19 protein-coding genes are annotated in these 23895 nt (G+C 69.7%); 9 read left to right on the top strand and 10 right to left on the bottom strand.

What is annotated here, in order from left to right; translation table 11 throughout:
• Positions 1-9 precede the first annotated feature (9 nt).
• Both ACWBNA_RS16975 and arfA read left to right on the top strand, forming a co-directional pair.
• Complete coding sequence (locus ACWBNA_RS16975; protein ID WP_482705176.1) at positions 10-981, top strand: arabinan endo-1,5-alpha-L-arabinosidase; 972 nt, start codon at positions 10-12, stop codon at positions 979-981.
• Positions 982-1048: 67 nt separating this feature from the next.
• A complete protein-coding gene (gene arfA, locus ACWBNA_RS16970) occupies positions 1049-2563 on the top strand; it encodes an arabinosylfuranosidase ArfA (protein WP_482705175.1) in 1515 nt (504 codons plus the stop codon).
• A gap of 21 nt (positions 2564-2584) precedes the next feature.
• Here the strand turns inward: arfA and ACWBNA_RS16965 are convergent, their stop codons facing one another.
• Positions 2585-5593 (bottom strand): glycoside hydrolase family 35 protein, encoded by a 3009-nt coding sequence (locus ACWBNA_RS16965; protein WP_482705174.1) that lies wholly within the window; start codon positions 5591-5593, stop codon positions 2585-2587.
• Positions 5594-5677: 84 nt separating this feature from the next.
• Here ACWBNA_RS16965 and ACWBNA_RS16960 point away from each other — a divergent pair, with 84 nt between their 5' ends.
• The 3 genes from ACWBNA_RS16960 to ACWBNA_RS16950 all read left to right on the top strand — a co-directional run bounded on the left by ACWBNA_RS16960 (position 5678) and on the right by ACWBNA_RS16950 (position 7987).
• A complete protein-coding gene (locus tag ACWBNA_RS16960; RefSeq protein WP_482705173.1) occupies positions 5678-6136 on the top strand; it encodes an RrF2 family transcriptional regulator in 459 nt (152 codons plus the stop codon).
• Positions 6137-6260: 124 nt separating this feature from the next.
• Positions 6261-7169: a sulfite exporter TauE/SafE family protein gene (locus ACWBNA_RS16955; RefSeq protein ID WP_482705172.1), complete on the top strand. Its 909-nt coding sequence runs from the start codon at positions 6261-6263 to the stop codon at positions 7167-7169.
• Positions 7170-7336: 167 nt separating this feature from the next.
• The gene (locus tag ACWBNA_RS16950; protein ID WP_482705171.1) at positions 7337-7987 is read left to right on the top strand and encodes a DUF4360 domain-containing protein; all 651 of its coding nucleotides are present in this window, start codon (positions 7337-7339) and stop codon (positions 7985-7987) included.
• 49 nt (positions 7988-8036) lie between these two features.
• On the opposite strand, the gene ACWBNA_RS16945 is transcribed toward ACWBNA_RS16950, so the two are convergent.
• Positions 8037-8828, bottom strand: coding sequence for an intradiol ring-cleavage dioxygenase (locus tag ACWBNA_RS16945; protein WP_482705170.1), 792 nt, complete (start codon positions 8826-8828; stop codon positions 8037-8039).
• Between the two features lie 160 nt (positions 8829-8988).
• Here ACWBNA_RS16945 and ACWBNA_RS16940 point away from each other — a divergent pair, with 160 nt between their 5' ends.
• From ACWBNA_RS16940 to ACWBNA_RS16930, 3 genes are all read left to right on the top strand, one after another.
• The gene (locus tag ACWBNA_RS16940; RefSeq protein WP_482705169.1) at positions 8989-9297 is read left to right on the top strand and encodes a hypothetical protein; all 309 of its coding nucleotides are present in this window, start codon (positions 8989-8991) and stop codon (positions 9295-9297) included.
• Between the two features lie 172 nt (positions 9298-9469).
• On the top strand, positions 9470-10447 hold the full coding sequence (locus tag ACWBNA_RS16935) for an arabinan endo-1,5-alpha-L-arabinosidase (RefSeq protein ID WP_482705168.1): 978 nt from the start codon (positions 9470-9472) through the stop codon (positions 10445-10447).
• Complete coding sequence (locus tag ACWBNA_RS16930; RefSeq protein ID WP_482705167.1) at positions 10429-11865, top strand: family 43 glycosylhydrolase; 1437 nt, start codon at positions 10429-10431, stop codon at positions 11863-11865. Before ACWBNA_RS16935 ends, ACWBNA_RS16930 begins: the two co-directional genes overlap by 19 nt.
• 398 nt (positions 11866-12263) lie before the next feature.
• Here ACWBNA_RS16930 and ACWBNA_RS16925 read toward each other — a convergent pair whose 3' ends face one another.
• The 8 genes from ACWBNA_RS16925 to ACWBNA_RS16890 form a co-directional block, all read right to left on the bottom strand.
• Positions 12264-13934 carry a pyridoxal phosphate-dependent aminotransferase gene (locus tag ACWBNA_RS16925; protein WP_482705166.1) on the bottom strand — a complete coding sequence of 557 codons (1671 nt, stop codon included), beginning with the start codon at positions 13932-13934 and terminating at the stop codon, positions 12264-12266.
• A gap of 163 nt (positions 13935-14097) precedes the next feature.
• Positions 14098-15246 carry an aldose epimerase family protein gene (locus tag ACWBNA_RS16920; RefSeq protein ID WP_482705165.1) on the bottom strand — a complete coding sequence of 383 codons (1149 nt, stop codon included), beginning with the start codon at positions 15244-15246 and terminating at the stop codon, positions 14098-14100.
• Positions 15219-16463 (bottom strand): multiple monosaccharide ABC transporter permease, encoded by a 1245-nt coding sequence (mmsB, locus tag ACWBNA_RS16915; RefSeq protein ID WP_482705164.1) that lies wholly within the window; start codon positions 16461-16463, stop codon positions 15219-15221. Before mmsB ends, ACWBNA_RS16920 begins: the two co-directional genes overlap by 28 nt.
• Positions 16460-18010: a multiple monosaccharide ABC transporter ATP-binding protein gene (gene mmsA / locus ACWBNA_RS16910; protein ID WP_482705163.1), complete on the bottom strand. Its 1551-nt coding sequence runs from the start codon at positions 18008-18010 to the stop codon at positions 16460-16462. Before mmsA ends, mmsB begins: the two co-directional genes overlap by 4 nt.
• Before the next feature lie 33 nt (positions 18011-18043).
• A complete protein-coding gene (chvE, locus tag ACWBNA_RS16905; RefSeq protein WP_482705162.1) occupies positions 18044-19156 on the bottom strand; it encodes a multiple monosaccharide ABC transporter substrate-binding protein in 1113 nt (370 codons plus the stop codon).
• A 144-nt stretch (positions 19157-19300) separates the two neighbouring features.
• Positions 19301-20272, bottom strand: a complete 972-nt coding sequence (locus ACWBNA_RS16900) for a hypothetical protein (RefSeq protein WP_482705161.1) — start codon at positions 20270-20272, stop codon at positions 19301-19303.
• 110 nt (positions 20273-20382) lie between these two features.
• Entirely contained in the window at positions 20383-21387 is a 1005-nt protein-coding gene (locus tag ACWBNA_RS16895; protein WP_482705160.1) for a zinc-dependent alcohol dehydrogenase, read from the bottom strand.
• Positions 21384-22541, bottom strand: coding sequence for a mandelate racemase/muconate lactonizing enzyme family protein (locus ACWBNA_RS16890; RefSeq protein WP_482705159.1), 1158 nt, complete (start codon positions 22539-22541; stop codon positions 21384-21386). The genes ACWBNA_RS16895 and ACWBNA_RS16890 overlap by 4 nt, the downstream gene beginning before the upstream one ends.
• 347 nt (positions 22542-22888) lie before the next feature.
• Here ACWBNA_RS16890 and ACWBNA_RS16885 point away from each other — a divergent pair.
• Positions 22889-23895 (top strand): SCO2400 family protein (locus ACWBNA_RS16885; protein WP_482705158.1); only part of this gene is annotated, 1007 nt, incomplete at its 3' end.

Genomic DNA, 23895 nt, shown 5'->3' with positions numbered 1-23895 from the left:
GGAGCCCCGGTGCCCAAGCGCTTCCGACTCGCGGCCCTGCTCGCCGCGGCCGTGGTCGCCCTGTTGCCGAACACGGCCCGCGCCGACGTGACGTACCCCGACCCGCAGCCCGTGACCGGCCAGCGGATCATCCACGACCCGACCGTCATCCGCCTCGGGTCCGGCGGCTACGTCGCCTATTCGACCGGCGGTGTGATCGGCGCCCGCGTCTCCGCGGACCGGGTCCACTGGGCCGACGCGGGCAACGCCTTCGCCGAGCCGCCGAGCTGGTGGTACGAGTACAACGCCACCGGCGACCCGTGGGCCCCCGACATCTCCTACCGGGCGGGCCGGTACTGGCTCTACTACGCGGTCTCCTCCTGGGGCACCAACCACTCCGCGATCGGCGTCGCCACCTCCCCGACCGGCCTGCCCGGCACCTGGACGGACCACGGCAAGGTCCTCACCTCCGAGACGACCGACACCTGGAACGCCATCGACCCGGCGATCATCCGGGCGGACGGCCGGCTGTGGATGTCGTTCGGCTCGTACTGGACCGGCATCCGGATGGTCGAGCTGAACCCGAGGACGGGCAAGGCGGCACCGGACACCACGGTCCACCACCTGGCGACCCGCCCCGACGCGCCGTACGCCGTCGAAGGCCCGTACATCGTGAAGCACGGCCGCCACTACTACCTGTTCGCTTCCTACGACGCCTGTTGTGCCGGAGTGAACTCCACGTACAAGATCAAGGTCGGCAGATCTACGACGATCACCGGCCCGTATACCGACAGCACGGGCAAGCCCATGCTGGAGGGCGGCGGCGACCTGCTCCTCGCCGGCCACGGCAGATTCATCGGCACAGGAGGCCAGTCGGTGTTCGACGACCGAGGCCAGGACTGGCTGGCGTACCACTACTACGACGCGGACGACGAGGGCACGCCGAAGCTAGGGCTCAACAAGCTGAACTGGACAAAGAGCGGCTGGCCACACGTCGTTTAGGGGCGCGGGGAACTGCGCGACCAGCCCCCACCGACCCGCAGACAAAAGTGAACCCCGAAAGGAATGCATGAGCACCGCCCGCTTCACCCTCGACCCCGCCTTCACCATCGGCGAAGTAAACCCCCGCCTCTTCGGCTCCTTCGTCGAACACCTCGGCCGCTGCGTCTACACCGGCATCTTCGAACCGGGCCACCCCGCCGCCGACGAGGACGGCATCCGCACCGACGTCCTGGACCTGGTCCGCGAACTCGGCGCGACAGCCATCCGCTACCCCGGCGGCAACTTCGTCTCCGGCTACAAGTGGGAGGACTCCGTCGGCCCAGCCGAGGACCGCCCCCGCCGCCTGGACCTGGCCTGGCACTCCACCGAGACGAACCGCTTCGGCCTGTCCGAGTACATCGCCTTCCTCCGCAAGCTCGGCCCCCAGGCCGAACCCATGATGGCCGTCAACCTCGGCACCCGTGGCGTCGCCGAGGCCCTGGAACTCCAGGAGTACGCCAACCACACCTCCGGCACCGCCCTCGCCGAGCAGCGCATCGCCCACGGCGACAAGGACCCCTTCGGCATCAGGCTGTGGTGCCTGGGCAACGAGATGGACGGCCCCTGGCAGACCGGCCACAAGACGGCCGAGGAGTACGGCCGGATCGCCGCCGAGACGGCCCGCGCGATGCGCCAGATCGACCCGGGCGTGGAACTGGTCGCCTGCGGCTCCTCCAGCCAGAGCATGCCGACCTTCGCCGAGTGGGAGGCGACGGTCCTCGGGGAGGCGTACGACCTCGTCGACTACATCTCCCTGCACGCCTACTACTGGCCGGAGAACGGCGACATCGGCTCCTTCCTCGCCTCCGCCGTCGACATGGAGTCCTTCATCGACAACGTGGTCGCGACCGCCGACCACGTGGGCGCGAAGCTCAAGTCGAAGAAGAAGATCAACCTCTCCTTCGACGAGTGGAACGTCTGGTACCTGCCCGAGTGGGAGGAGCACGCGAAGACGTTCCAGCAGGACGACTGGCCCGAGGCCCCGCGCCTGCTGGAGGACAACTACAGCGTCACGGACGCGGTCGTCTTCGGCTCGCTGCTCATCGCCCTGCTCCGGCACGCCGACCGCGTCACCGTCGCCTGCCTCGCGCAGCTCGTCAACGTCATCGCCCCGATCATGACCGAGCCGGGCGGCCCGGCCTGGCGCCAGACGACGTTCTTCCCGTTCGCGCAGGCCGCGAAGTACGGCCGGGGCCAGGTCCTGGACGTGCGGGTGGACTCGCCGACGTACGAGACGAAGAAGTACGGCGAGGCCGACCTGCTGCACGCCACCGCGGTACGCGCCGAGGACGGCACGGTCACCGTCTTCGCGGTCAACCGCAGCCAGTCCGACGCGCTGCCGCTCGAAGTCGCCCTCAGCGGCCTCGACCTGACCTCGGTCGTCGAGCACAGCGCCCTCGCGGACGCCGACCCGGACGCCCGCAACACCCTCGACGACCCCGAGCGGGTCGCCCCGCACCCGGTCGAGGGCACGGCCCTGACGGACGGCACCCTGACCGCCGTACTGGAGCCGCTGTCCTGGAACGTGATCCGGCTGGCGTAGCAGCGGCGCAGCAGTCAGGGATCAGCGGCCGGGGGAGTCCACCGGTGCCACCGGCACTCCTCCGGCCGCCACACCCATCAGGGTCAGCCGCACGTCCCGCAGGCCCGACGGTGTGGTCCCGTCGGACAGGACCGCCAGCGCCAGTGTGTTGGTGCCACGTGTGCGCAGGATCCCGTTCGGCAGGGCGAAGGTGTGCTGCGGACCCACGTCGTTGATGTACTGGCCCATGTTCCAGCCGTTCAGGAAGATCTGGACGCGGTAGGCGCGCTTCGGGTCGTCGTCGAGGGTGAGCCCGACCGAGGCGTCGGTCCCGGCGTCGACGGCCAGCCGGAAGGTCTTCCGGTACCAGGTGACGCCCTGGCCGTGGTCGGCGTGCGGGAGGTCCACGGTCCGCCACTCGCCGTCCGCGAACCCGGGCAGGTGCCAGCCCTCCCGCTCCCCGAACAGCCCGCCGGTGTTCATCGGCCCGCGCACGGGGTCGGCTTCGGCCGTGCCCTGCAGCCGCCAGCTCACCTTCGGTGGCGGCGAGACCCCCTTGAAGGTGACCGCGGTGAGACCGCGTGCCACCTTGTGCGCGTCGTCCGCCGCGCCGTCCTGGTCGTGCTGCATGCGGCGGACGAGGACGGACAGGACGTGGGTGCCACCGCTCCCCTCACCGCCCCCGTAGCGGAGCTTCTCGCGGAGTCTCCCGGGCAGGGCGAAGGTCGCCGTCTCCGCCCAACTGCCCTTCCCCACCGTGTCCTCGTCCGGCACCGGCATGCGGTGCGTGCCCAGCGGCGTCCCGTCGAGCCAGGCCATCAGCAGGCCCTGGGTGCCCGTGCTGTAGGAGAGGGAGACCGATTCAGCGTCCGCCGCCTCGGTGAAGCGCCCCCGGTACCAGACGTCGCCGTAGTGGAAGCCGTAGTCGTCCGCGAAGAGAACGGGCTGCCCCTCGGGCACGGGCGTGATGCTGAACGACGTCTTCTTGTCGGCGACGGTCCACGCGGAGTCGTCGAAGTCCGGCTCGGATTCCGGGTCCTCCGTCCGCCGTCGCCAGCCCGAGTCCAGCGCGGGCAGCGTCACGGGGCCCACGCCGGGCAGCAGCGGCTCGGCCAGCAGACTGCCGGTGGCGCTGATCCTGGTACGCAGCGACCGCTGGTTCCAGGTGACGTGACCGACACCCCGCGGGGCCCACACCTCGAGACCGGTCGCGCCGTGCGTGTCGCCGGTCAGGTGCACCGTGTCGCCGCGCACGGTCACCTCGCGCACCAGCGGCGGGCCGTACACCAGCACCGTGCCCGACGGGGTGTCGAACGGCCACAGCCGCCGGGCGTTCGCGTCGTCGGCGAAGAGCAGCAGCATCGGCCGCTCGGACCCGGCGGCCTCGACCCTGACCCGGGTCAGCCCACCGACGCCGAGCGGCACGGTCACGCGCAGCAGACCGCGGTCGTAGATCCACGCGCCCTCGGGGTCCAGCCGGGTCGCCTCCACGTCCTGTGGGCTCTCCAGCGCGATCTGCGCCATGTCGCCGTACCGTCCCGCGAAGACGGCGATGTCCAGCCGCCCCGCGGTGAGACAGAACATGGGCGGCACGGTGGCGTACTTCAACTTCCGCCGCCCCAGGGCCAGGTCGGCGGTCAGCAGCAGCGCGTCCCGGGCCGGGACGGTGAACGGCACCGCGAACCCGGCGTCCGGCATGGTCGAGGAGATGTCCTCGTCGGTGTCGTTGCGCACCACGTAGACGTGGGAGCCGGTGTCGGGATTGGTGAGGTGGTACACCTTCAGCCGGTCGTCCGTCGCCCTCACCTGCGCCGCCCGGTCCAGCTTCGCGAAGTCCGGCACGCGTTGCAGCAGATGCCCCAGCTGGTGCATCGGGGCCAGCTTGGCGGTGGCCCTGCGCCCCTCGTCGATGGCCGCCCCGTAGTCGTACGACGTGTAGACGGCCGGCGCGGGCAGCCAGCCCCAGGAGGTGCCGCCGAAGGTCATGTAGACGTTGTTCAGCGTGATGCCGTTGGCGAGGTTGGTGAGGTGGAAGCGCCGCTCGTAGGCGGCGTCCCGGGTGCGGCGCGCCTCGGCGTACCCCTTGCCCTGGAAGGTGGCACCGCCCCACGCGTCGGACCCACCCCCGCCGGACTCGGAAAGGAAGCCGGGCGTCCCGGGGCCGGCCGTGGCCCCGCCCTTGCCGCCGCCGGCAGCGAAATGCCCCTGGTCCGGCGGCACCTGGGCAGGATCGGGATGCTCGTCGAAGCCGTACAGCCAGCGCCCTCTCTCACCTCCGGTGTCGAACGACCCGGGCAGCCAACGACCGCCACGTCCCCTGTCGTTGTGGAACAGGGGTACGTCGATCCCGTCGGCCCGCACCTTCTTGTACAGGTGGGACATGTAGTCCCGCCCCATCGGGTCGCCGGCGAAGCCGTCGTACTCGTTCTCGATCTGGTAGAGCAGGACCGTGCCCGTGCCCCGGGTGAACTGGTGCCGGGCGACGATCGCGTTGACCTCGGTCAGCCACTCGTCGGCGTACTTCAGGTAGGCCGGGTCGAAGGTGCGGGCCCGGCCCTCGGTCGCCGTGAGCCAGCCGGGGAAGCCGCCGCCGTCGATTTCCGCGTTGATGTACGGGCCCGGGCGCAGGACGACGTACAGGCCGCTCTCCGCGGCCGTGCGCAGGAACAGGTCGAGGTCGCGGACGCCCGTGAAGTCGTACTCGCCGGGCGCGGGGGAGTGGTAGTTCCAGGCGACGTACGCGCTGACGGCGTTGTGGCCGTGCGCGCGCATCTTCTGCAGGACGTCCCGCCACAGCGACGGGCTCGGCAGCCGGAACGGGTGCATCTCGCCCGACCACAACACCAGCCGCCTGCCGTCGACGAGCAGTGAGTACCGGTCGAAGCCGACCGAGTGCCGGCGGCGGTCGGCGGCGGGCGGGCCCGGCGCGGGTCCCGTGGGCACGCTGCGGGACACGGGGGCGTTCGAGGCGAAGCCGCCGCTGCCGCTCAGCGCGAGGCCGAGCGCCGTGGTGCCGGCGAGGGCGTTGAAAGTACGTCTGCTGAGCCCCAAGGGAGCGCCTCCTGTTGTGCCTGTGCGGTCCGCGACCGAGGGTGCTGGGTCATTGTGTACGGTCGGACGCCGCACAATTGTCGTATGAGGATCTCTGCGCGGGCGGACTACGCGGTACGGGCGGTGCTGGAGCTCGCCGTACGACAGGACGGCGGGCCGGTGAAGGCGGAGACCGTCGCGGCCGTCCAGGGCATTCCGCACAAGTTCCTGGAGGGCATCCTCGGCGACCTGCGGCGCGGCGGCATCGTCGACAGCCGGCGCGGCGGGGGCGGCGGCTACCGGCTGGCCCGCGAGGCCACCGCGATCACGGTCGCCGACGTCATCCGCGCAGTCGACGGGCCCATCGTGTCGGTGCGCGGCGAGAGGCCCACCGGCCTCGCGTACACCGGATCGGCCCAGCCCCTGCTGCCGTTGTGGATCGCGCTGCGCGCCAACGTCCGCAAGATCCTGGAGGGCGTCACCATCGCCGACATCGCGGCGGGCGCCCTGCCCGAGCCGGTACAGCAGTTGGCGGCGGAACCGGCCGCCTGGGAGAACCCCTGAGCCCCCGGCAGTGCTCCGCACCCCGTCTCAGGTTCCACTCAGAATGACGACCTAGGATCACGTCCCGTCCATCCCTACTCATCCGGTAGGAAACCCAGGAAACCCAGAGACGACGGGACGACCCATGCGCACGCTGATACTGCTCGCCCTCGCGGGCCTCGGCGCCCAGCTCGTGGACGGCAGCCTCGGCATGGCCTACGGCGTCACCTCCACCACCCTGCTGCTGGCGCTGGGCACCAACCCGGCCGCCGCCTCGGCCACGGTCCACCTCGCCGAGATCGGCACCACGTTGATGTCGGGCGCGTCGCACTGGCGGTTCGGGAACGTCGACTGGAAGGTCGTCGCGAGGATCGGTGTGCCGGGAGCGGTGGGCGCCTTCCTCGGCGCGACGGTCCTGTCGAAGCTCTCGACCGCGGTCGCCGCGCCGGTGATGTCCCTGATCCTGTTCGGCCTCGGCCTCTACGTCCTGTCCCGCTTCACCTTCCGCGGCCTGCCCCAGGGCAAGCTCGGCAAGCCCCTGGGCCGCCGCTTCCTCACCCCGCTCGGCCTGGTCGCCGGCTTCCTGGACGCGACCGGCGGAGGCGGCTGGGGCCCGGTCGGCACGCCCGCGCTGCTGGCCGGCGGCCGCATGGAGCCGCGCAAGGTGATCGGTTCCGTCGACACCAGCGAGTTCCTGGTCGCGGTCGCCGCGAGCCTCGGCTTCCTGTTCTCCCTCGGCTCCCAGGGCATCGACTTCCTCTGGGTGGCCGCGTTCCTCCTCGGCGGCCTGGTCGCCGCGCCGCTCGCCGCGTGGCTGGTCCGGCTGATGCCGCCGCGCGTGCTCGGGTCGGCGGTGGGGGGAGTCATCCTCGTCACGAACGCGCGGACGCTGCTGGGGAGCGACTGGATCGGCGCGTCGAGCCGGCTGAGCACGCCCGTGTACGTCTTCCTGTACGCCGTGTGGGCGGCGGCGCTCGCGTACTCGATCCGGGCGTACCGCAGGGAGAGCGCGGCACAGGAGGCGGCGGCGGAACGGCAGTCCGTGGTGGTGTGAACGGGTCGGGGTGAATGGCCTGAGTTCGACCTGTCCATGACATGTCGGGGCTCCCTACGATGCGATCGCCCCGCGTCTCCACAGCAACTGCACAAAGTCTTCACGGAGTTGGAGTCCGGAGCCGGGGCGCATCCACCCCCCACCGATCCCACCGAAAGGGAGAGACAGTGGCTACTGGCCTGCTCCTGGGTGGCGCGATCACCGCGCTCCTCACCGCCGCACTGCCCGCGCAAAGCCCGACCTCCGGGTTCGAGGACCCGCCCCCGGACAAGATCGTGATCAAGGTCGCCACGGTGAACGGCTCCGGCTGCCCGCAGGGCACGGCCGCGGTGGCCGTCTCCGAGGACAACACCGCCTTCACCGTGACCTACAGCGACTACCTCGCCCAGGCCGGCGGCAACTCGGACCCCACGGCCTTCCGCAAGAACTGCCAGCTCAACCTGATCGTCCACGTCCCGCAGGGCTTCACCTACGCCGTCGCCAGCGCGGACTACCGCGGCTTCGCGGCACTCCAGTCCGGCGCGAGCGCCGTCCAGAGGGCCTCGTACTACTTCCAGGGCTCGTCGAGCACGGTGTACAAGAACCACCCCTTCACCGGCCCCCTCAACGACAACTGGCAGGCCACCGACACCACGGACTGGGCCCAACTGGTCTGGGCGCCCTGCGGAGTCCAGCGCAACTTCAACATCAACACCGAGCTCCGCGTGACGGCCGGCAGTCAGGCGCCGGGCAAGGTCAGCTTCATGACGATGGACTCGACGGACGGCGACATCAGCACGGTGTACCACCTGGCGTGGAAGGAGTGCCCGGAGTCGTGACGAGGTGCCGCGGTGGCCTCGCGAGCGGCGGGGCCACCGCGGTCGGTCGTCAGTTCCGCTCGACCCCCAGGGTGAGCGTGCCGGAGTAGCCGGCGGACGGTGAGCCGCCCAGGGCGGTGAGGGTGAGGAGCCCGGACGCGGCGCCTCCCTCGTCGTAGATGGAGTCCTGGGCGAGGGTGGTGCGGTGGACCGTGTTGGCCGAGTACGGCGCGAGGGCGCCGACCCGGGCCGTGACCGTCTCGTCGAAGAAGAGCTGCCCGGTGTGCAGTTCCTGGCCGCCGGTGAACGAGCCGTCCGAGGTCAGGGTGACGTCCGTGTGCACCTTGACGTGGATGTGCACGCAGCGGCCGCGGTACCAGCCCGGGTAGACGGTCGTGATGCGCGCGACGCCGCCGGAGTCCGTCAGCACGCCGCCGCGCAGGAAGGTGCCGTTGTCGGGCTCGTCGTGGCCGTTGTTGCCGACGAAGCCGGAGTACTCGCCGAGTGCGTCGCAGTGCCAGATCTCGACGAGGGCGTCGCTCAGCGGGACGCAGGTGTCGTCGTCGACGACGGTGAGGGTCAGCCGGAGCGGGAAACCGGTCTTGTCCTCGCTGATGTCGGAGCGGACGTACTGTCCGTCGAGGTAGTAGGGGCCTTCGGTCATCTCCTTGGTGAGGGTGCAGACCGCCGCGGCGGCCACGGGTGCCGTCTCGGCCGTGTCGGTGGCGGGGGCCTCGGGGGTCGCGGCGCCCACGGCGCCGACGGCGAGGGTCGCGGCGGTCGCGCCGGTGGCGATCAGTACGGTGCGACGCCGGACGGGGTGGGCTGCTTCTGCTCTGCTGTTCGGAGAGGTGTCTGTCATGGACACGGCACCGTAGAAGCGGATCCTGTCGGTCTGCTGTCAGTCGGGTAAAGCGACAATCCGTCAAGTCCCTTGCGAGACAGCCCGTCGGGAGGGGCGGGGCGAGGTAGCGTGGCGACCTAAAGGGATATAGCGGGTCAAAGGCTTCGAAGGGTTTCGCATGGGAGTACGAATGAGGCTGACCGGGCGCGTCGAGCAACGCATCGCCAAGGACTTCCCCGGCCGCGACGGCCGGGTCGTGGAGGAACTCCTCGCCGAACTCGTCCACCACCTCGCCGAGCGCGGCGACAGCGAGGACAAGGAGCGCATCGCCGCCGCGACCCTCCTGTGCAGCCACGGCCGCATGGACCGCCTCCTCGACGCCCTGCAGCTGGCCAAGGAGGACTGGCGCGATGTGCTCGTGGGGGCGGGGCTGGCGGACGCGGGCTGGCGGGAGCGGCTGGAGGCGGACTTCGGGCCGGGAGTGTGAGGACGGCCTCGCCGCGGACATGACCGAGGAGGTGCTGTAGCCGGCGAGCGACTACTGGGGCTGCGCGGACCATTGACGCGCAAGGGGTTCGATTCTACGGTCCGTCCGAGGTTCTGATCGGTGATCGAAATACCGAACGAACGGACCGTATTCCCCCACAAGGAGGCCCCGCGTGAGCCGCACCTCCCGTACGTCCCGCAGGACCGCGCTCCTCGCCGTCCCCGCCGCCGTCCTGCTCGCCCTCATACCGAGCAGCGCGTCCGCCTACCCCAACCCCGGCCGGGTCACCGGCGACGTCGTCATCCACGACCCGACGATGATCCGCAACACCTCGGGCCGCTACCTGCTGTACGGCACCGGCGGCGGCCTCGGGTACCGGACCTCCACCGACCGGACCGCCTTCACCGCGGGCGCCGACGCCTTCGCGAGCAAGCCGGGTTGGTGGTCCTCGTACGCCACCGAGGCCTGGGCCCCCGACATCTCCTACCAGGGCGGCAAGTACCTCCTGTACTACGCCGTCTCGACCTTCGGTTCGAACAGGTCCGCCATCGGGCTGGCGACCTCGACGACCGGCCTGCCCGGCTCCTGGGCCGACCAGGGCACCGTCTACACCTCCACCACCTCCAGCGACTACAACGCCATCGACCCGAACCTCTTCGTGGACGGCGACGGCAAGTGGTGGCTGTCCTTCGGCAGTTGGTGGACGGGGATCAAGATGATCCAGATCAACCCCGCCACCGGCAAGCAGCTCTCCTCCAACACCACCCGGTACTCCCTCGCCTCCCGCCCCACCGGGACCAAGGCCGTGGAGGCCCCCTCCATCGTCAAGCGAGGCGGCTACTACTACCTCTTCGCCTCGTACGACACCTGCTGCGCCGGCACGAGCTCGACGTACAAGGTCAAGGTCGGCCGGGCCACCAGCGTCACCGGGCCGTACTACGACAAGAACGGCGTCTCGATGATGAACAACGGCGGGACGGCCGTGCTGGAGTCCCACGGCAGCGTCATCGGCCCCGGCGGCCAGTCGGTCATGAACGACTCCGACGGGGACCTGATCGTCTACCACTACTACGACGGCAACGACAACGGCACGCCCAAGCTGGGCGTCAACCTACTGAACTGGAGCACCGGATGGCCCGTCGCATACTGACCCTGCTGGCAGCGCTGCTGCTGGCCCTTTCGCTCGGGCAGTCGTCCGCGAGCGCGGCCTCGTTCACCAACGCGATCAAGACGCAGAAGGGCGCCGACCCCTGGATCTCGTTCTACAACGGCAACTACTACATGGTGACGACCAGTTGGACCGACGTCATCACCATGCGCAAGTCCGCCACCCTGGCCGGCCTGGCCACCGCGCCCAGCGTCCAGGTGTGGAAGGGCGACGCCGCCTCCCCGGGCTACAACACCTGGGCACCTGAGATCCACTTCCTCAACGGCCGCTGGTACCTGTACTACGTCGCCGGACAGAACGTCTCCGACTACAACCCGACCCAGCGCACCCACGTCCTGGAAAGCGCGGGCTCGGATCCGATGGGCCCGTACACCTACAGGAACCAGCTCAATTCCGCCTGGATGCTGGACCCGACGGTCGCCACCGTCAACGGGCAGCTGTACCTGTTCGGCAGCGCGAACGGAGGCGGCACACAGAACCTCGTCGCGGCGCGGATGTCCAACCCGTACACCCTCGCCACCGGCTTCTCCACCATCTCCACGCCGACCAACTCCTGGGAGAGGTCCGGCGGTACGGTCAACGAAGGGCCGGAGATCCTCCAGCGCGGCGGGAAGACGTTCCTGATCTACTCGGCGAGCGGCTGCTGGACCCCCGACTACAAGCTCGGCCAGCTCACCCTCACCGGCTCCGACCCGCTCTCCGCGTCCTCCTGGACGAAGAAGTCGACACCCGTGTTCCAGCGCAACGACGCCGCCGGGGTCTACGGGCCGGGCCACAACGGCTTCTTCACCTCGCCCGACGGCACCGAGAACTGGATCGTCTACCACGCCAACGACTCCGCCTCCGACGGCTGCGACAACGGGCGTACGACCCGCGCGCAGAAGTTCACCTGGAACGCGGACGGCACGCCGAACCTCGGTACGCCGGTCGCGCTCGGGGCGAGCATGACCGGCCCGTCCGGTGAGCCGTCCGCCGCCTCGACGACGTACACCATCAGCAACCGCAACAGCGGCAAGTGCCTCGACGTCGCCGGGAGTTCGACGGCCGACGGCGCCAACGTCCAGCAGTACACGTGCAGCGGCGGCAACAACCAGAAGTGGCGGATCGAGGACCAGGGCGACGACACCAGCCGGCTCGTCAACGTGGCCACCGGCAAGGTGCTCGACACCGCCGACTGCTCGGCCGCCGACGGTGCCGACCTGCGCCAGTGGTCCTGGCTGAACAACACCTGCCAGCGGTTCCGGTTCCTGGCCACCGACAGCGGCTACGTCCGCATCGTGAACCAGGCCACCGGCAAGGTCGCCGACGTCGCGAACTGCTCCACCGCCGACTCGGCCGACGTACGGCAGTGGACGTGGCTGAACAACGCCTGCCAGCAGTGGAGGCTGAACCCGGTCTAAGGCACCCCCAGGGGCGGTTTCNACATCAACGGCTACGAGGGCGGGCTGCCCGGCTTCGTCGCACGCGCGCGTGAGCTGGCCGAACGCTACGGGGAGCGGTTCGCGCCGCCCGCGCTGCTGGTGCGGAAGGCGGAGAAGGGACAGCGGTTCGGGGACGGGTGATCCCTGCCCCTCCAGGGAGTTTCGCCCCCGCCGCCCCTTCCCGTCCCGTCCCTGGGGGCTGCGCCCCCAGACCCCCGCTTTCGGCCCGAAGGGCCTCGTCCTCAAACGCCGGACGGGCTGAAATCCAGCCCCTCCGGCGTTTGAGGAGCGGGGTCTGGGGCGGAGCCCCAGAAGGACGGGAACGGGAAGGGGCGGCGGGGGCGTGACCAGTCACAAACCTGCGGCGTCCAGGCGTCTCAGCCGGCCTGGCCCATGCCCGCCGCGTTCGGCCAGCTCTGGGCGCCCGGCCAGCCGGTCGCCGGAGCCGTCGACAGGTCCTGCACGCCGGCCGGGCCGGTCATGCCGCGGACCTGGGCCGCGGTGAGGCCGCCGCGGGCGGGGACGCCCGGCGGGGTCTGGCCGGTCATCGCGGCGGCGGCGGGCATCGGAGCGGCCATGGGGGCCGGGGCCGGTGCCTGCATCGGGTTCGGGGCCTGCATCGGGTTCGGGGCCTGCGACGGCACCGGAGTCGGGGCCGGGTAGCCGACCGGCTGTGGCGCTGCCTGGGCCACCGCCGGCATCGGCATCCCGGACCCGAACGGCTGACCCGGCTGTGCGGTCTGCGCCGCGGCGGGCATCGGCATGCCGGCGCCGATGGACGGGGCCGCCTGGGGTCCCGGCGCGGCGGCCATGGCCTGAGCGGCAAGGCCCTGCATGCCGGAGCCGTTGGTGGCGCCGACCAACCGGTCAACTGCCGCCGTACCCGAGCTGTAGCTGGTCCCTGTAGCCAGCTCGGGCACGGCGGCTCCCCTCCTGGTCCCGTAGAGCACCTGTTCCAGGCCGGACACCAGGCGACGCACGTCCACCTGGGGGCGCACCACGAGTCTCAGGAAGCGGCTTGAGGAGCCGATCTTGTTGCCGCACTCGCGGACGAGGATCCGGTGCTCGGTGAGCATCCGGTCCCGGACCACGGTGCCTTCGGCGCCCACGGGCAGGCGGACGAAGAGGAAGTTGCCCTGGGACGGGTAGACCGTCAGCCCGGGCAGGGACGCGAGCTGGCCGGCCATGTCCAGCCGGTCGCGGCGGACCTGCTGGAGGCTCTGGGCGTACTCGGCGCCGTGCTGCTTGAGGATGAACACCACGTGCTCGGCGAAGGAGTTGAGGTTCCACTTGGGCAGCATCGAGCGGATGCGGCCGGCCAGGGACGGGTTGGCGACCAGGTAGCCGAACCGTATGCCGTGCAGGCCGAAGTTCTTGCCGAGGCTGCGCAGCACGATCACGTTCGGCCGCAGCATGGCCTCCTGGACGACGCTCGGCTCGACCTCCGCGTCCGCGAACTCCAGGAACGACTCGTCGATGACGACCAGATCCAGGTCGGCCATCGCGTCCATGAACTGCACGATGGCGTGCTTGTGCAGGAAGCCGCCGTCGGGGTTGTTCGGGTTGCAGATCACGGCCACGCGGGTGCCGCGCGCCCGGATGAACTCGGCGTACTGCGCGAGGTCCAGGGCGAAGCCGCTGGACTCCTGGAGCGGGAACATGTCGACGCGCTTGCCGGTCTCCATCGGCTGGTCGGTCCAGCGGCCGAAGGTGGGGACGGGGATGGCGAGGGACTCCCGCACCAGCAGGTGGTCGATCCAGGTGATGAGCTCGGTCGAGCCGTTGCCCATCGCCACGCACTGCGGGGGGAGTTGGAGCAGGCTGCACAGCTCGGCCGTGATGGTGTCGGCGCTGCTCGGGTAGTACGTGATGATGTCCCGCAACCGGCCGGCCATCTCCTCGAACATGGCCGGCGTGGGGAAGTACGGGTTGCAGGGGATACAGAAGTCCACCGGACCGGCCCCTTCGCCGCCCTCACGGGTCAGCGCCGCCATCGACGGGCTGTGCGCCGCGGTGCTGCGGAACAGCGAGGTGACGTTGTCAGCCAAGGGAGCCTCCGTATGGGGCGGGCACCGGTGGGGACGACCCGGGCCCGTCGTCTTGGGTGGCCCGCGCGGGGGAGCACGGGCCGCCCTTACATACGGAGGCTGGGGTGGCGCTGTTCAACCGCTGAGAAACGGGTAAGAACCTGTGCGCCATCTGTGAAGACGGTTACGCGTGGAACGAGTGCACGGTCGTCGTCCGGTACGTCTGCCCAGGTCGCAGCAGTGTCGAGGGGAACGACGGCTGGTTCGGCGAGTCCGGGAAGTGCTGTGTCTCCAGGCAGAGCGCGTCCCCCTGGCGGTAGATGCCGCCGCCCGTGCCGACGAGGGTGCCGTCGAGGAAGTTGCCCGAGTAGAACTGCAGGCCCGGCTCGGTCGTGGCGATCTTCATGGTCCGCCCGGAGGACGGGTCCCTCAGCGTCGCGACGTGCTCCGGCTCGTCCGTGATCCCCTTGTCGAGGACGTAGTTGTGGTCGATGCCCTTGCTGTGCAGCAGTTGCTCGTGGGCGACCCGGAGGTCCTCGCCGACCGGCTTGGGGCGGCGGAAGTCGAAGGGCGTGCCCGCGACGTCCGCCGGCTCGCCGGTGGGGATCAGCCCGGAGTCGACGGGCGTGTAGCGGGAGGCCGCGATCTCCAGCTCGTGGTGGTGGATCGTGCCGCTGTTCTCGCCGGCCAGGTTCCAGTAGACGTGGCTGGTGAGGTTGACGACGGTGGCCCTGTCGGTGGTGGCCTCGTAGTCGATGCGCCAGTCGCCCTGCCCGGTGAGGGTGTACGTCACCTTCGTCTCGAGCGTGCCGGGATAGCCCATCTCGCCGTCGACGCTCGTGCGGGACAGGTACAGGCCGACGTCGGAGCCCTTGGCGAACGGCTCGACGTCCCACACCTGTTTGTCGAAGCCCTGGGCGCCGCCGTGCAGGCTGTTGGCGCCGTCGTTGACGTCCACCTGGTGGCTCGTGCCGTCCAGAGTGAACCGGCCCTCGGCGATGCGGTTGCCGAAGCGGCCGATCAGCGCGCCGAAGTACGGGCTCTTGGCGACGTAGTCCTCGATGGTGCCGAAGCCGAGGGAGACGTTCGCGTACCGGCCCTCGCGGTCCGGGATCTCCAGGGACTGGACGACACCGCCCCAGGACAGGACCTTCAGGCGGGTACCGCCGTTCTCCAGCGCCCAGCTGTGGACTTCCGTGCCGTCGGCGAGCTTGCCGAAGAGCGACTTCACCGGCTTCCTTCCTTCCGTGGAAGTGGAAAGGGCCCCGCCTGTCGGCGGGGCCCCTCGGGCCGTGGCCCGGTCGTCTACGAACCGACCTTGCGCTTGTTCCACACGTCGAATCCGACCGCCGCCAGCAGCACCAGGCCCTTGATGACCTGCTGCCAGTCGGTGCCGATGCCGACCAGGTTCATGCCGTTGTTCAGCACGCCCAGCACCACGCCACCGATGATCGCGCCGAGGACGGTACCGACACCGCCGCTCATCGACGCGCCGCCGATGAAGGACGCCGCGATGGCCTCCAGCTCGAAGTTGAGACCGGCCTTGGGCGAGGCGGCGTTGAAGCGGGCGGCGAAGACCAGACCCGCCAGGGCCGCGAGCATGCCCATGTTGAGGAAGACGAGGAAGGTGACCTTCTTGTCCTTGACGCCCGACAGCTTGGCCGCCGGCAGGTTGCCGCCGATCGCGTAGATGTGCCGGCCGAAGACGGCGTTGCGCATGACGTAGCCGTAACCGACCACCAGCACACCGAGGATGAGCAGCACGATCGGCGCGCCCTTGTAGCTGGCGAGCAGCATCGTGACGGTGAGCACCGCGGCGACCAGCGCCACCAGCTTGAGCAGGAAGAGCTTGGTGGGCGGGACGTCGAGGGCGAACTCCTGCTGCCGCTTGCGGTCGCGGAACTCCTGGAACACCACGAACACGATCACGGCGATGCCGAGCAGCAGGGTGAGGTTGTGGTAGTTGGTGTTCGGGCCGACCTCGGGCATGAAGCTGTTGGCGACCTTCTGCAGACCCTCGGGGAACGGGCCGATGGTCTGGCCCTCCAGGAAGATCTCGGTCAGGCCGCGGAAGGTCAGCATGCCCGCCAGGGTCACGATGAACGACGGGATGCCCAGATACGCGATGAGGAACCCTTGCGCGGCGCCCGCGGCGCCGCCGATGGCCAGGCACAGCACCAGGGCCAGCGGCCAGGCGATGTCGTGGTTGACCATCAGCACGGCTCCGACCGCGCCCACGAACGCCGTCAGCGAGCCGACCGACAGGTCGATGTGGCCCGCGATGATGACGAGCATCATGCCGATCGCGAGGATCAGGATGTAGCTGTTCTGCAGTACCAGGTTGGAGACGTTGCGCGGCAGCAGCAGGTCACCGTTGGTCCACACGGCGAACAGCACCACGATCAGACCGAGGGCGAACAGCATGCCGTACTGCCGCATGTTGCGGCGCATGCCGTCCAGCATCAACTGCAGGAGGCTGTCACCGGTTGCCGAACCGCCCTTGCCGGGCGGCGCGGGGGCCGGCGTCTTGGCGGTCACGTCCGTGCTCATCGGGTTACCTCTTTGTCCTTTGTCATCTGACGCATCAGTGATTCCTGCGAGGCCTCGGCCCGCGAGAACTCACCGGTCAGCCGCCCCGCGGCCATCGTGTAGATGCGGTCACACATTCCCAGCAGCTCCGGCAGCTCCGAGGAGATGAAGACGACCGCCTTGCCCTGGGCGGCCAGCTGGTCGATGACCGTGTAGATCTCGTACTTGGCACCGACGTCGATGCCGCGCGTCGGCTCGTCCAGGATCAGCACGTCGGGACCCGCGAAGATCCACTTGCTGAGGACGACCTTCTGCTGGTTGCCGCCGGACAGCTTGCCCACCGGCTCGAAGACGGTCGGCGCCTTGATGTTCATGGACTTCCGGAAGCCCTCGGCGACCTGCCGCTCCTCGTGCTCGTCGACCACACCGCGCTTGGAGACCTTGCCCAGCGCGCTGAGCGAGATGTTGCGGTTGATGGTGTCGATGAGGTTGAGGCCGTAGTGCTTGCGGTCCTCGGTGACGTACGCGATGCCGTGCTTGACCGCCTCGGGGACGGTCTTCGTACGGATCTCCGTGCCGTCCTTGAAGACCTGGCCGCCCGTGTACCGGCCGTACGTCCGCCCGAAGACGCTCATCGCGAGTTCGGTGCGGCCGGCGCCCATCAGGCCCGCGATACCGACGATCTCGCCCCGCCGCACGGCCAGGGAGACGTCGTCGACCACCTTGCGCTGCTGGTCGATCGGGTGGTGCACGGTCCAGTTGCGGACCTCCAGGGCGGGCGCCTGGCCCTCCTCCGGCTCGTGCGGGGAGCGCTCCGGGAAGCGGTGCTCCAGGTCGCGGCCGACCATCCCGCTGATGATCCGGTCCTCGGTCGTCTCCGCAGCCTTCACGTCGAGCGTCTCGATGGTGCGCCCGTCGCGGAGGATCGTCACCGAGTCGGCGACCTTGCGGATCTCGTTCAGCTTGTGCGAGATGATGATCGAGGTGATGCCCTGCGTCTTCAACTCCAGGATGAGATCCAGGAGTTTGCTGCTGTCCTCGTCGTTCAGAGCCGCGGTCGGCTCGTCGAGGATGAGCAGCTTCACCTTCTTGGACAGCGCCTTGGCGATCTCCACGAGCTGCTGCTTGCCCACGCCGATGTCGGCGACGCGGGTCTCCGGGTGGTCGGCGAGACCGACCCGGCGCAGCAGTTCGCTGGCGTGCTTGAGGGTGTCGTTCCAGTTGATGAGCCCGCGCGTGGCGTGCTCGTTGCCGAGGAAGATGTTCTCCGCGAGGGAGAGGTAGGGCACCAGGGCCAGCTCCTGGTGAATGATCACGATGCCGTGATGCTCACTGGCCCTGATGTCCTTGAACTCGCAGACGTCACCCTCGAAGAGGATCTCGCCCTCGTACGTGCCGTGCGGGTGGACGCCGGAGAGGACCTTCATCAAGGTCGACTTGCCGGCGCCGTTCTCCCCGCAGATGGCATGGACCTCGCCCTGCTGGACGGTCAGTGTGACGTCCGACAGCGCTTTTACGCCGGGAAAGGTCTTGACGATCGAGCGCATTTCCAGGACGGGTCCCGCCATGGTCGTGCCTTCCAATCACTAGGGGGGTGGCGGTTACTTCAGGTCGCTTTCCTTGATGTAGCCGGAGTCGACGACGACCGTCTGGTAGTTGGCCTTGTCGACGGCGACCGGCTCCAGCAGGTACGCCGGGACGACCTTCGAGCCGTTGTCGTACGTCTTGGTGTCGTTCGTCTCGGGCTTCTTGTCGTTGAGCAGCGCGTCGACCATGTTCGAGGACACCTTGGCGAGCTCGCGGGTGTCCTTGTAGACGGTCATCGACTGCTGGCCCGCGATGATCGACTTCACCGAGGCGACCTCGGCGTCCTGGCCGGTGACGATCGGCAGCGGCTTGCTCTTGGAGCCGTAGTCGTCCGACTTCAGCGCGGAGAGGATGCCGATGGAGATGCCGTCGTAGGGCGAGAGGACCGCGTCGACCCGCTCGCTCTTGTAGGCCGAGGTCAGGATGTCGTCCATGCGCTTCTGGGCGGTGCCGCCGTCCCAGCGCAGGGTGGTGACCTGGGTCAGCTTGGTCTGCTTGGACTGGACGACGAGCTGCTTCTTGTCGATGTAGGGCTGCAGGACGTTCATCGCGCCCTGGAAGAAGTAGCGGGTGTTGTTGTCGTCGTTCGAGCCGGCGAAGAGCTCGATGTTGAACGGGCCCTTCTTGCTGCCGTCCTTCAGGCCGAGCTTCTCGACGATGTAGTTGCCCTGGAGCTCGCCGACCTTCTCGTTGTCGAAGGAGGCGTAGTAGTCGACGTTCTCGGTGCCGAGGATCAGGCGGTCGTAGGAGATCACCGGGATGTCGGCGTCCTTGGCCTGCTGGAGCACGTTGTTCATCGACTTGTTGTCGATGGCCGCGATGATCAGGGCCTTGACGCCCTGCGTGATCAGGTTCTCGATCTGCGAGACCTGCTGGTCCGGGTCGTCCTCGCCGTAGACCAGCTTGGTCTTGTAGCCCTTCGACTCCAGGTCGGCGACGACGTTCTTGCCGTCGGCGATCCAGCGCTCGGAGGACTTGGTGGGCATGGCGATACCGATGGTGGCGCCCTTGGAGCTGTCCGAGCTCTCCTCGCTGCCACCCTCACTGCTCTGGCCGCAGGCGGACAGGGTCAGGGCGAGGGAGGCGGCTCCGGCTACGGCGGCGAGTGCGGCTCGACGAGTACGCATGATCATCATCCTTGATGTGTGAGGCGGGCTCGGTCTGGCGTTGCGGGCCGCTGCGTGGCACGAGTGCGAGGTGAGACCGAGAAGAGGGTGTGTGGGATTGTGTGCGGCTGCGTCGTCTTTTGTGAAGGGGCGTTGTCCGGAACGTTATGAGGGCGTCTCGAATCGACGCAGATCGCCGGGCAGCCGGGAGCCGAGCGGCGCCATGTCGTCGCCCGCTCCGTGCCGCGCCAGAAGGTCCAGGGCGAGCCGGCCGCGGCGCACTCTCTCCCGGGCGGTGTTCAGGGCCAGGTCGCGCATGTGGTGCCCGTACGGGTAGATCCCCGGGGCCTTGGACAGACCGAACTTCAGGTACAGCGGCGCACCGCGCCGGATCAGCTCGGCGACCTCGTACATCCGCACGTAGCCGCCGAGATCGTCGGGGGCCTCGATGTACATGTCCATGGGGGCGGCGGAGATCCGCCGGATCTCGGTGAGGTGGTCCAGCGTCAGATCGCTGGGCACGTTGATCGAGTCGCCGCCCAGGTTCTCGTACACGGCGTACGCGGCCGGGTTGACGGGCCCGATCAGGGCGCTCACCTTGAGCGTGGTGTCGGCCGGGATGATCCCGGCGCGGCGCGCCCGGTGCAGCGTCCACAGCACACCCTCGTCGGCGACGAGGAGGCACTTGACACCCAGCTCCGTGGCCCGCACGGCGTCCTCGACACAGCCGGCGACCGCGTCGTGGCCGCGGGCCCGCAGGCCGCCGCCGCGCGAGTCGGTCCGGGTCGAGCCGCCGATGTCCCAGGTGCCGCGCGGGCCGGTGAACAGGCAGAGCTCGATGTCGTTGTCGCCCGTCGCGTCGACCATCTCGGTGATCTCGTCGTCGGTCAGCATCCACACGCCGCTGCCCTGGCTGATCCGGTGGATCGGCACGTCGAGGCGCGAGGCCTCCTTCAGGACGACGGCCAGCGCTTCCGGTCCCTCGCACGAGGGGATCTCGGTGCGCCAGCGGCCGCCGCCGGGGAAGGTGTGCGGCGATGCGTCGGCGGGGTCGAGGGCGGGCGCGGCCAGGCCGAGTGCGGTGAGCGCCTGCTCACCGGGCCGGCGGGCTGCCGTGGCGGAAGCGTCGGTCGTCACAAGCTGTCCTTCGTGTTCGATATTGCGGACAAGGTTCGCGGCTCAAGTCGTGCGGGATTGGGTGTACGCCGGTACGGAGGCCGTCAGGTTGCCCGCGTACCGGCGTACGTCTATGGGCGGAGCAGCACCTTGCCCACCTTCGGGTCGCCGGATCCCACCAGCTCGATGGCCTCGGCGAACCCGTCGAGCGGCAGCTCGTGCGTGACCAGCGGCAGCGGATCGAGCAGTCCCGCCCCGAACACCCGCACCGTGTGCGCCCAGGCGTCCGGCGGTGCCCCGAAGACGGTGTGCACCTCCAGCTGCCGTACGACCAGGTCGGTCGGGTCCAGGCCCTCGGCGCCCGGCGCCGGGATGCCCGTCAGGACCAGTCGCCCGCCGCGCCTGAGCAGGGAGGCGGCGGTGCCCGCGGCGGACGCGGACCCGGCCGTCTCGATGACGACGTCGAAGTCGTCGGGGAGTTCCTGGCCCTTCGTGCGGAAGTCGGTGGCCCCGAACTGCCGGGACAGCGCCTCGCGGTCGTTGCGCGTGCCGACGACCAGCAGCTCCGCCGGGGAGCCCGCCTTCAGGAACTGGACGGCGAACATGCCGAGGGTACCGGTGCCGACGACGGCCACCCGCTCCCCGGGCAGCGCGTTCGCCTTGATCGCGGCGGCCGCGATGCACGCGGCCGGCTCCAGCAGGGCCGCCGCCGTCAGGTCGGCATCGTCCGGCAGCACGTGCAGCAGCCGGGCGGGCAGGGTGAGGGTGGTGGCCATCGCCCCGGGCTGCGTGAACCCGGTCTCCTCGTAGCCCGCCGAGCACAGCGTGGTCTCGCCCGCGTGACAGCGGTCGCAGACCTGGCAGTTGCGGAAGCCCTCTCCCACGACCTTCCGGCCGACGAGGGACTCGGGCACGCCCGCGCCCACCTGCTCGACCGTCCCGGACCACTCGTGGCCGGGGGTCAGCGGGTAGCGGACGTACCCCTCGGGCCGGTTGCCCTGGTACACCTCGCGGTCGCTGCCGCAGATGCCGACGGCGTGCACCCGCACCAGCGCCTCGTCGGCGCCGGGCTCGCGGGGCGAGTGCCCGGCGAGCCGGTGCTCGCCGGGTGCCTCGACGACGACGGCCGTGCTCACTTGGCGCCCTTCGGCTTGCGCTGCTCCCAGCCCTCGGCCCACAGGTCGAAGCGAGCCTGCTGCTGCGGGAACTCGGCGGCGGCGTCGACGTCCAGCTCGACACCCAGACCGGGAGCGTCGGAGAGGTGGAAGTAACCGTCGATCACCTCGGGCGCGCCCTTGACGACCTTCTTGATCTCCGCGTCCGCGAAGTCGTTGAAGTGCTCGAGGATCTTGAAGTTCGGGGACGTGAAGCCGACCTGGAGGGAGGCGGCGGTCAGGACCGGGCCGCCCACGTTGTGCGGGGCGACCAGCATGTAGTGGGTCTCGGCGGTCGCGGCCAGCTTCCTGGTCTCCCAGATGCCGCCGATGTGACCGACGTCCGGCTGGATGATGTCGACGGCCTGGCTCTCGAAGAGCTCCCGGAACTCGATGCGATCGTGAATCCGCTCACCCGTGGCCACCGGGATGTCCACCTTGGCGGCGACCTTCTCCAGGGCCTTGAGGTTCTCCGGCGGCACGGGCTCTTCCAGCCACGCGGGCTTGAACGGCGCGAGGTCCTTCGCCAGTCGGATGGCCGTTGCGGGGGAGAAGCGGCCGTGCATCTCCAGCATCAGCTCGGCGTCCGGCCCGATGGCGTCGCGCACGGCCTCGATGAGGGAGACGGCGTACAGGCTCTGCTGGTGGTCGAGCTCGAAGTGCCCGGTGCCGAAGGGGTCGATCTTGAGCGCCTTGTAGCCGCGCTCCATGACTCCCTTGGCGGCCTTGTGGTAGGCCTCCGGCGTCCGCTCGGTGGTGTACCAGCCGTTGGCGTACGCCTTGACCTTGTCGGTCACCTTGCCGCCCAGCAGCTGCCACACCGGCACGCCGAGGGCCTTGCCCTTGATGTCCCAGCAGGCCATCTCGATGACGGCGATACCGGACATCACGATCTCGCCGGCCCGACCGTAGTCGCCGAACTTCATGCGGCGGACCAGGTCTTCCGTGGCGAACGGGTCGGAGCCCAGAATGTGGTTGGCCTCGGCTTCGCGCAGATAGCCGATCAGCGCGTCGGTGTGCCCCAGCATCCGGGTCTCGCCGACTCCCGTGATGCCCTCGTCGGTGTGGACCAGGACGTATGTCAGGTTGCGCCACGGCGTCCCGACCACGTGTGTGCTGATTCCGGTGATGCGCACGGCAGTTGCCCCTTGCTGCGTTTTGTGTCTGTCTGCTTCGTCGGCTCACTTGGCGTGTGTTCGAAATTTCGTCACACGTTCGAAATGCTGGCGTGACAGTAAGGATGGTGCGAGGGCAGTGTCAATGGGTCGAGCGGGTAACGGTTTCGACACTGCTTTCGACAGGGCTTTCGGCGGCGGTTTCGGCGCTATGGGAAGGGAAGGCGCCGCGTTGCCCGGAAGCCGCAGGTTGGCTGGAAAAGGTGGGTCCTGGCGTGAATTCTCACACCGGAACGTGTGGTTCCCTACACAACTTTCACAGCTGTGACTATGAACGTCACCTGAGAGGAACTTAACCTTCCCGCGACATGGACTACTGCCTCCCGTGCCGACGGCACCTCAACGGCGCCCTCGCCTGCCCCGGATGCGGCACTCCGGCCGAGCCCTTCCCCCCGCACGCGCCCCAGTCGCCCGCGCCCGCCCAGGCCGGTGTGGCGCCAGGCGGGCCGTACCAGGGCCACCCGACGGGCGGAACGTACGGCGGAGGCTACGGGGACGGGTCCGCGGCGTACGGGGACGGGCACGCGGGCGCGGCGTACGGGGAGGGACAGGTCTCCGCGGCGGCGTACGGGGGCGGAGAGGCCTCCGTGGCGGCGTACGGCGGCGGACATGCCTCTCCGGCGTACGGGGGCGGTCCTGGGGCCGCTGCGTACACGGGCGGTTCTGAGGCCACGTCGTACGGGGACGGGCATGAGGCTGCGACGTACGGAGACGGCGGCCCTGAGACCACGCGGTACGGGAGCGGCCGCGAGGCCATGTCGCACGAGGGCGGCCACGCGGGCACGGCCTACGAGGACGGCCGCGAGGCCATGTCGCACGGAAGCGGTCATCCGGCTGACCTCCGCGGAGACGACCACGGCGGCGGCTACGCCTATCGCGACGAGCGCGGGAGCGGCGCAGACGTCGACGGCCCCGATGGCGGCGACGGTGACACCGGCGCGACGGCGGCCACGTCGGCCGCACGTCGCGCCGAGACCGCGGCGGAGCCGTCCGGTGGCCGGGCGGCGCGTCGGCGCGCGCAGGGGCGTGGTCGTGGCCGGGGTGCCGAAGCTCCCGACGAGGCCGAGGACCTCGACAGCCCCGAGGGTGGCCCGGAAGACGACGACGAGGCGGATGACGGTCCCACGGGCGGGGCGAGTCGCCGCGACCGCAAAGCCGCCGCGCACCGGCGTCGCCGGCGCCGGACCCTGCTGATCGCCGCGGGCTTCGTGCTGGCGGCCGGCGGGCTGAGCCTCGCGGAACTCGGCCTGGACGCGCCGGGCTCCGGCCCCAGGCCCGCGACGGCCGGCGGAGAGTCGGCGGAGGGCGGGGCGTC

Source organism: Streptomyces sp. Q2, from assembly GCF_056820935.1.
This window is presented reverse-complemented; position numbering and strand designations above follow the sequence as displayed.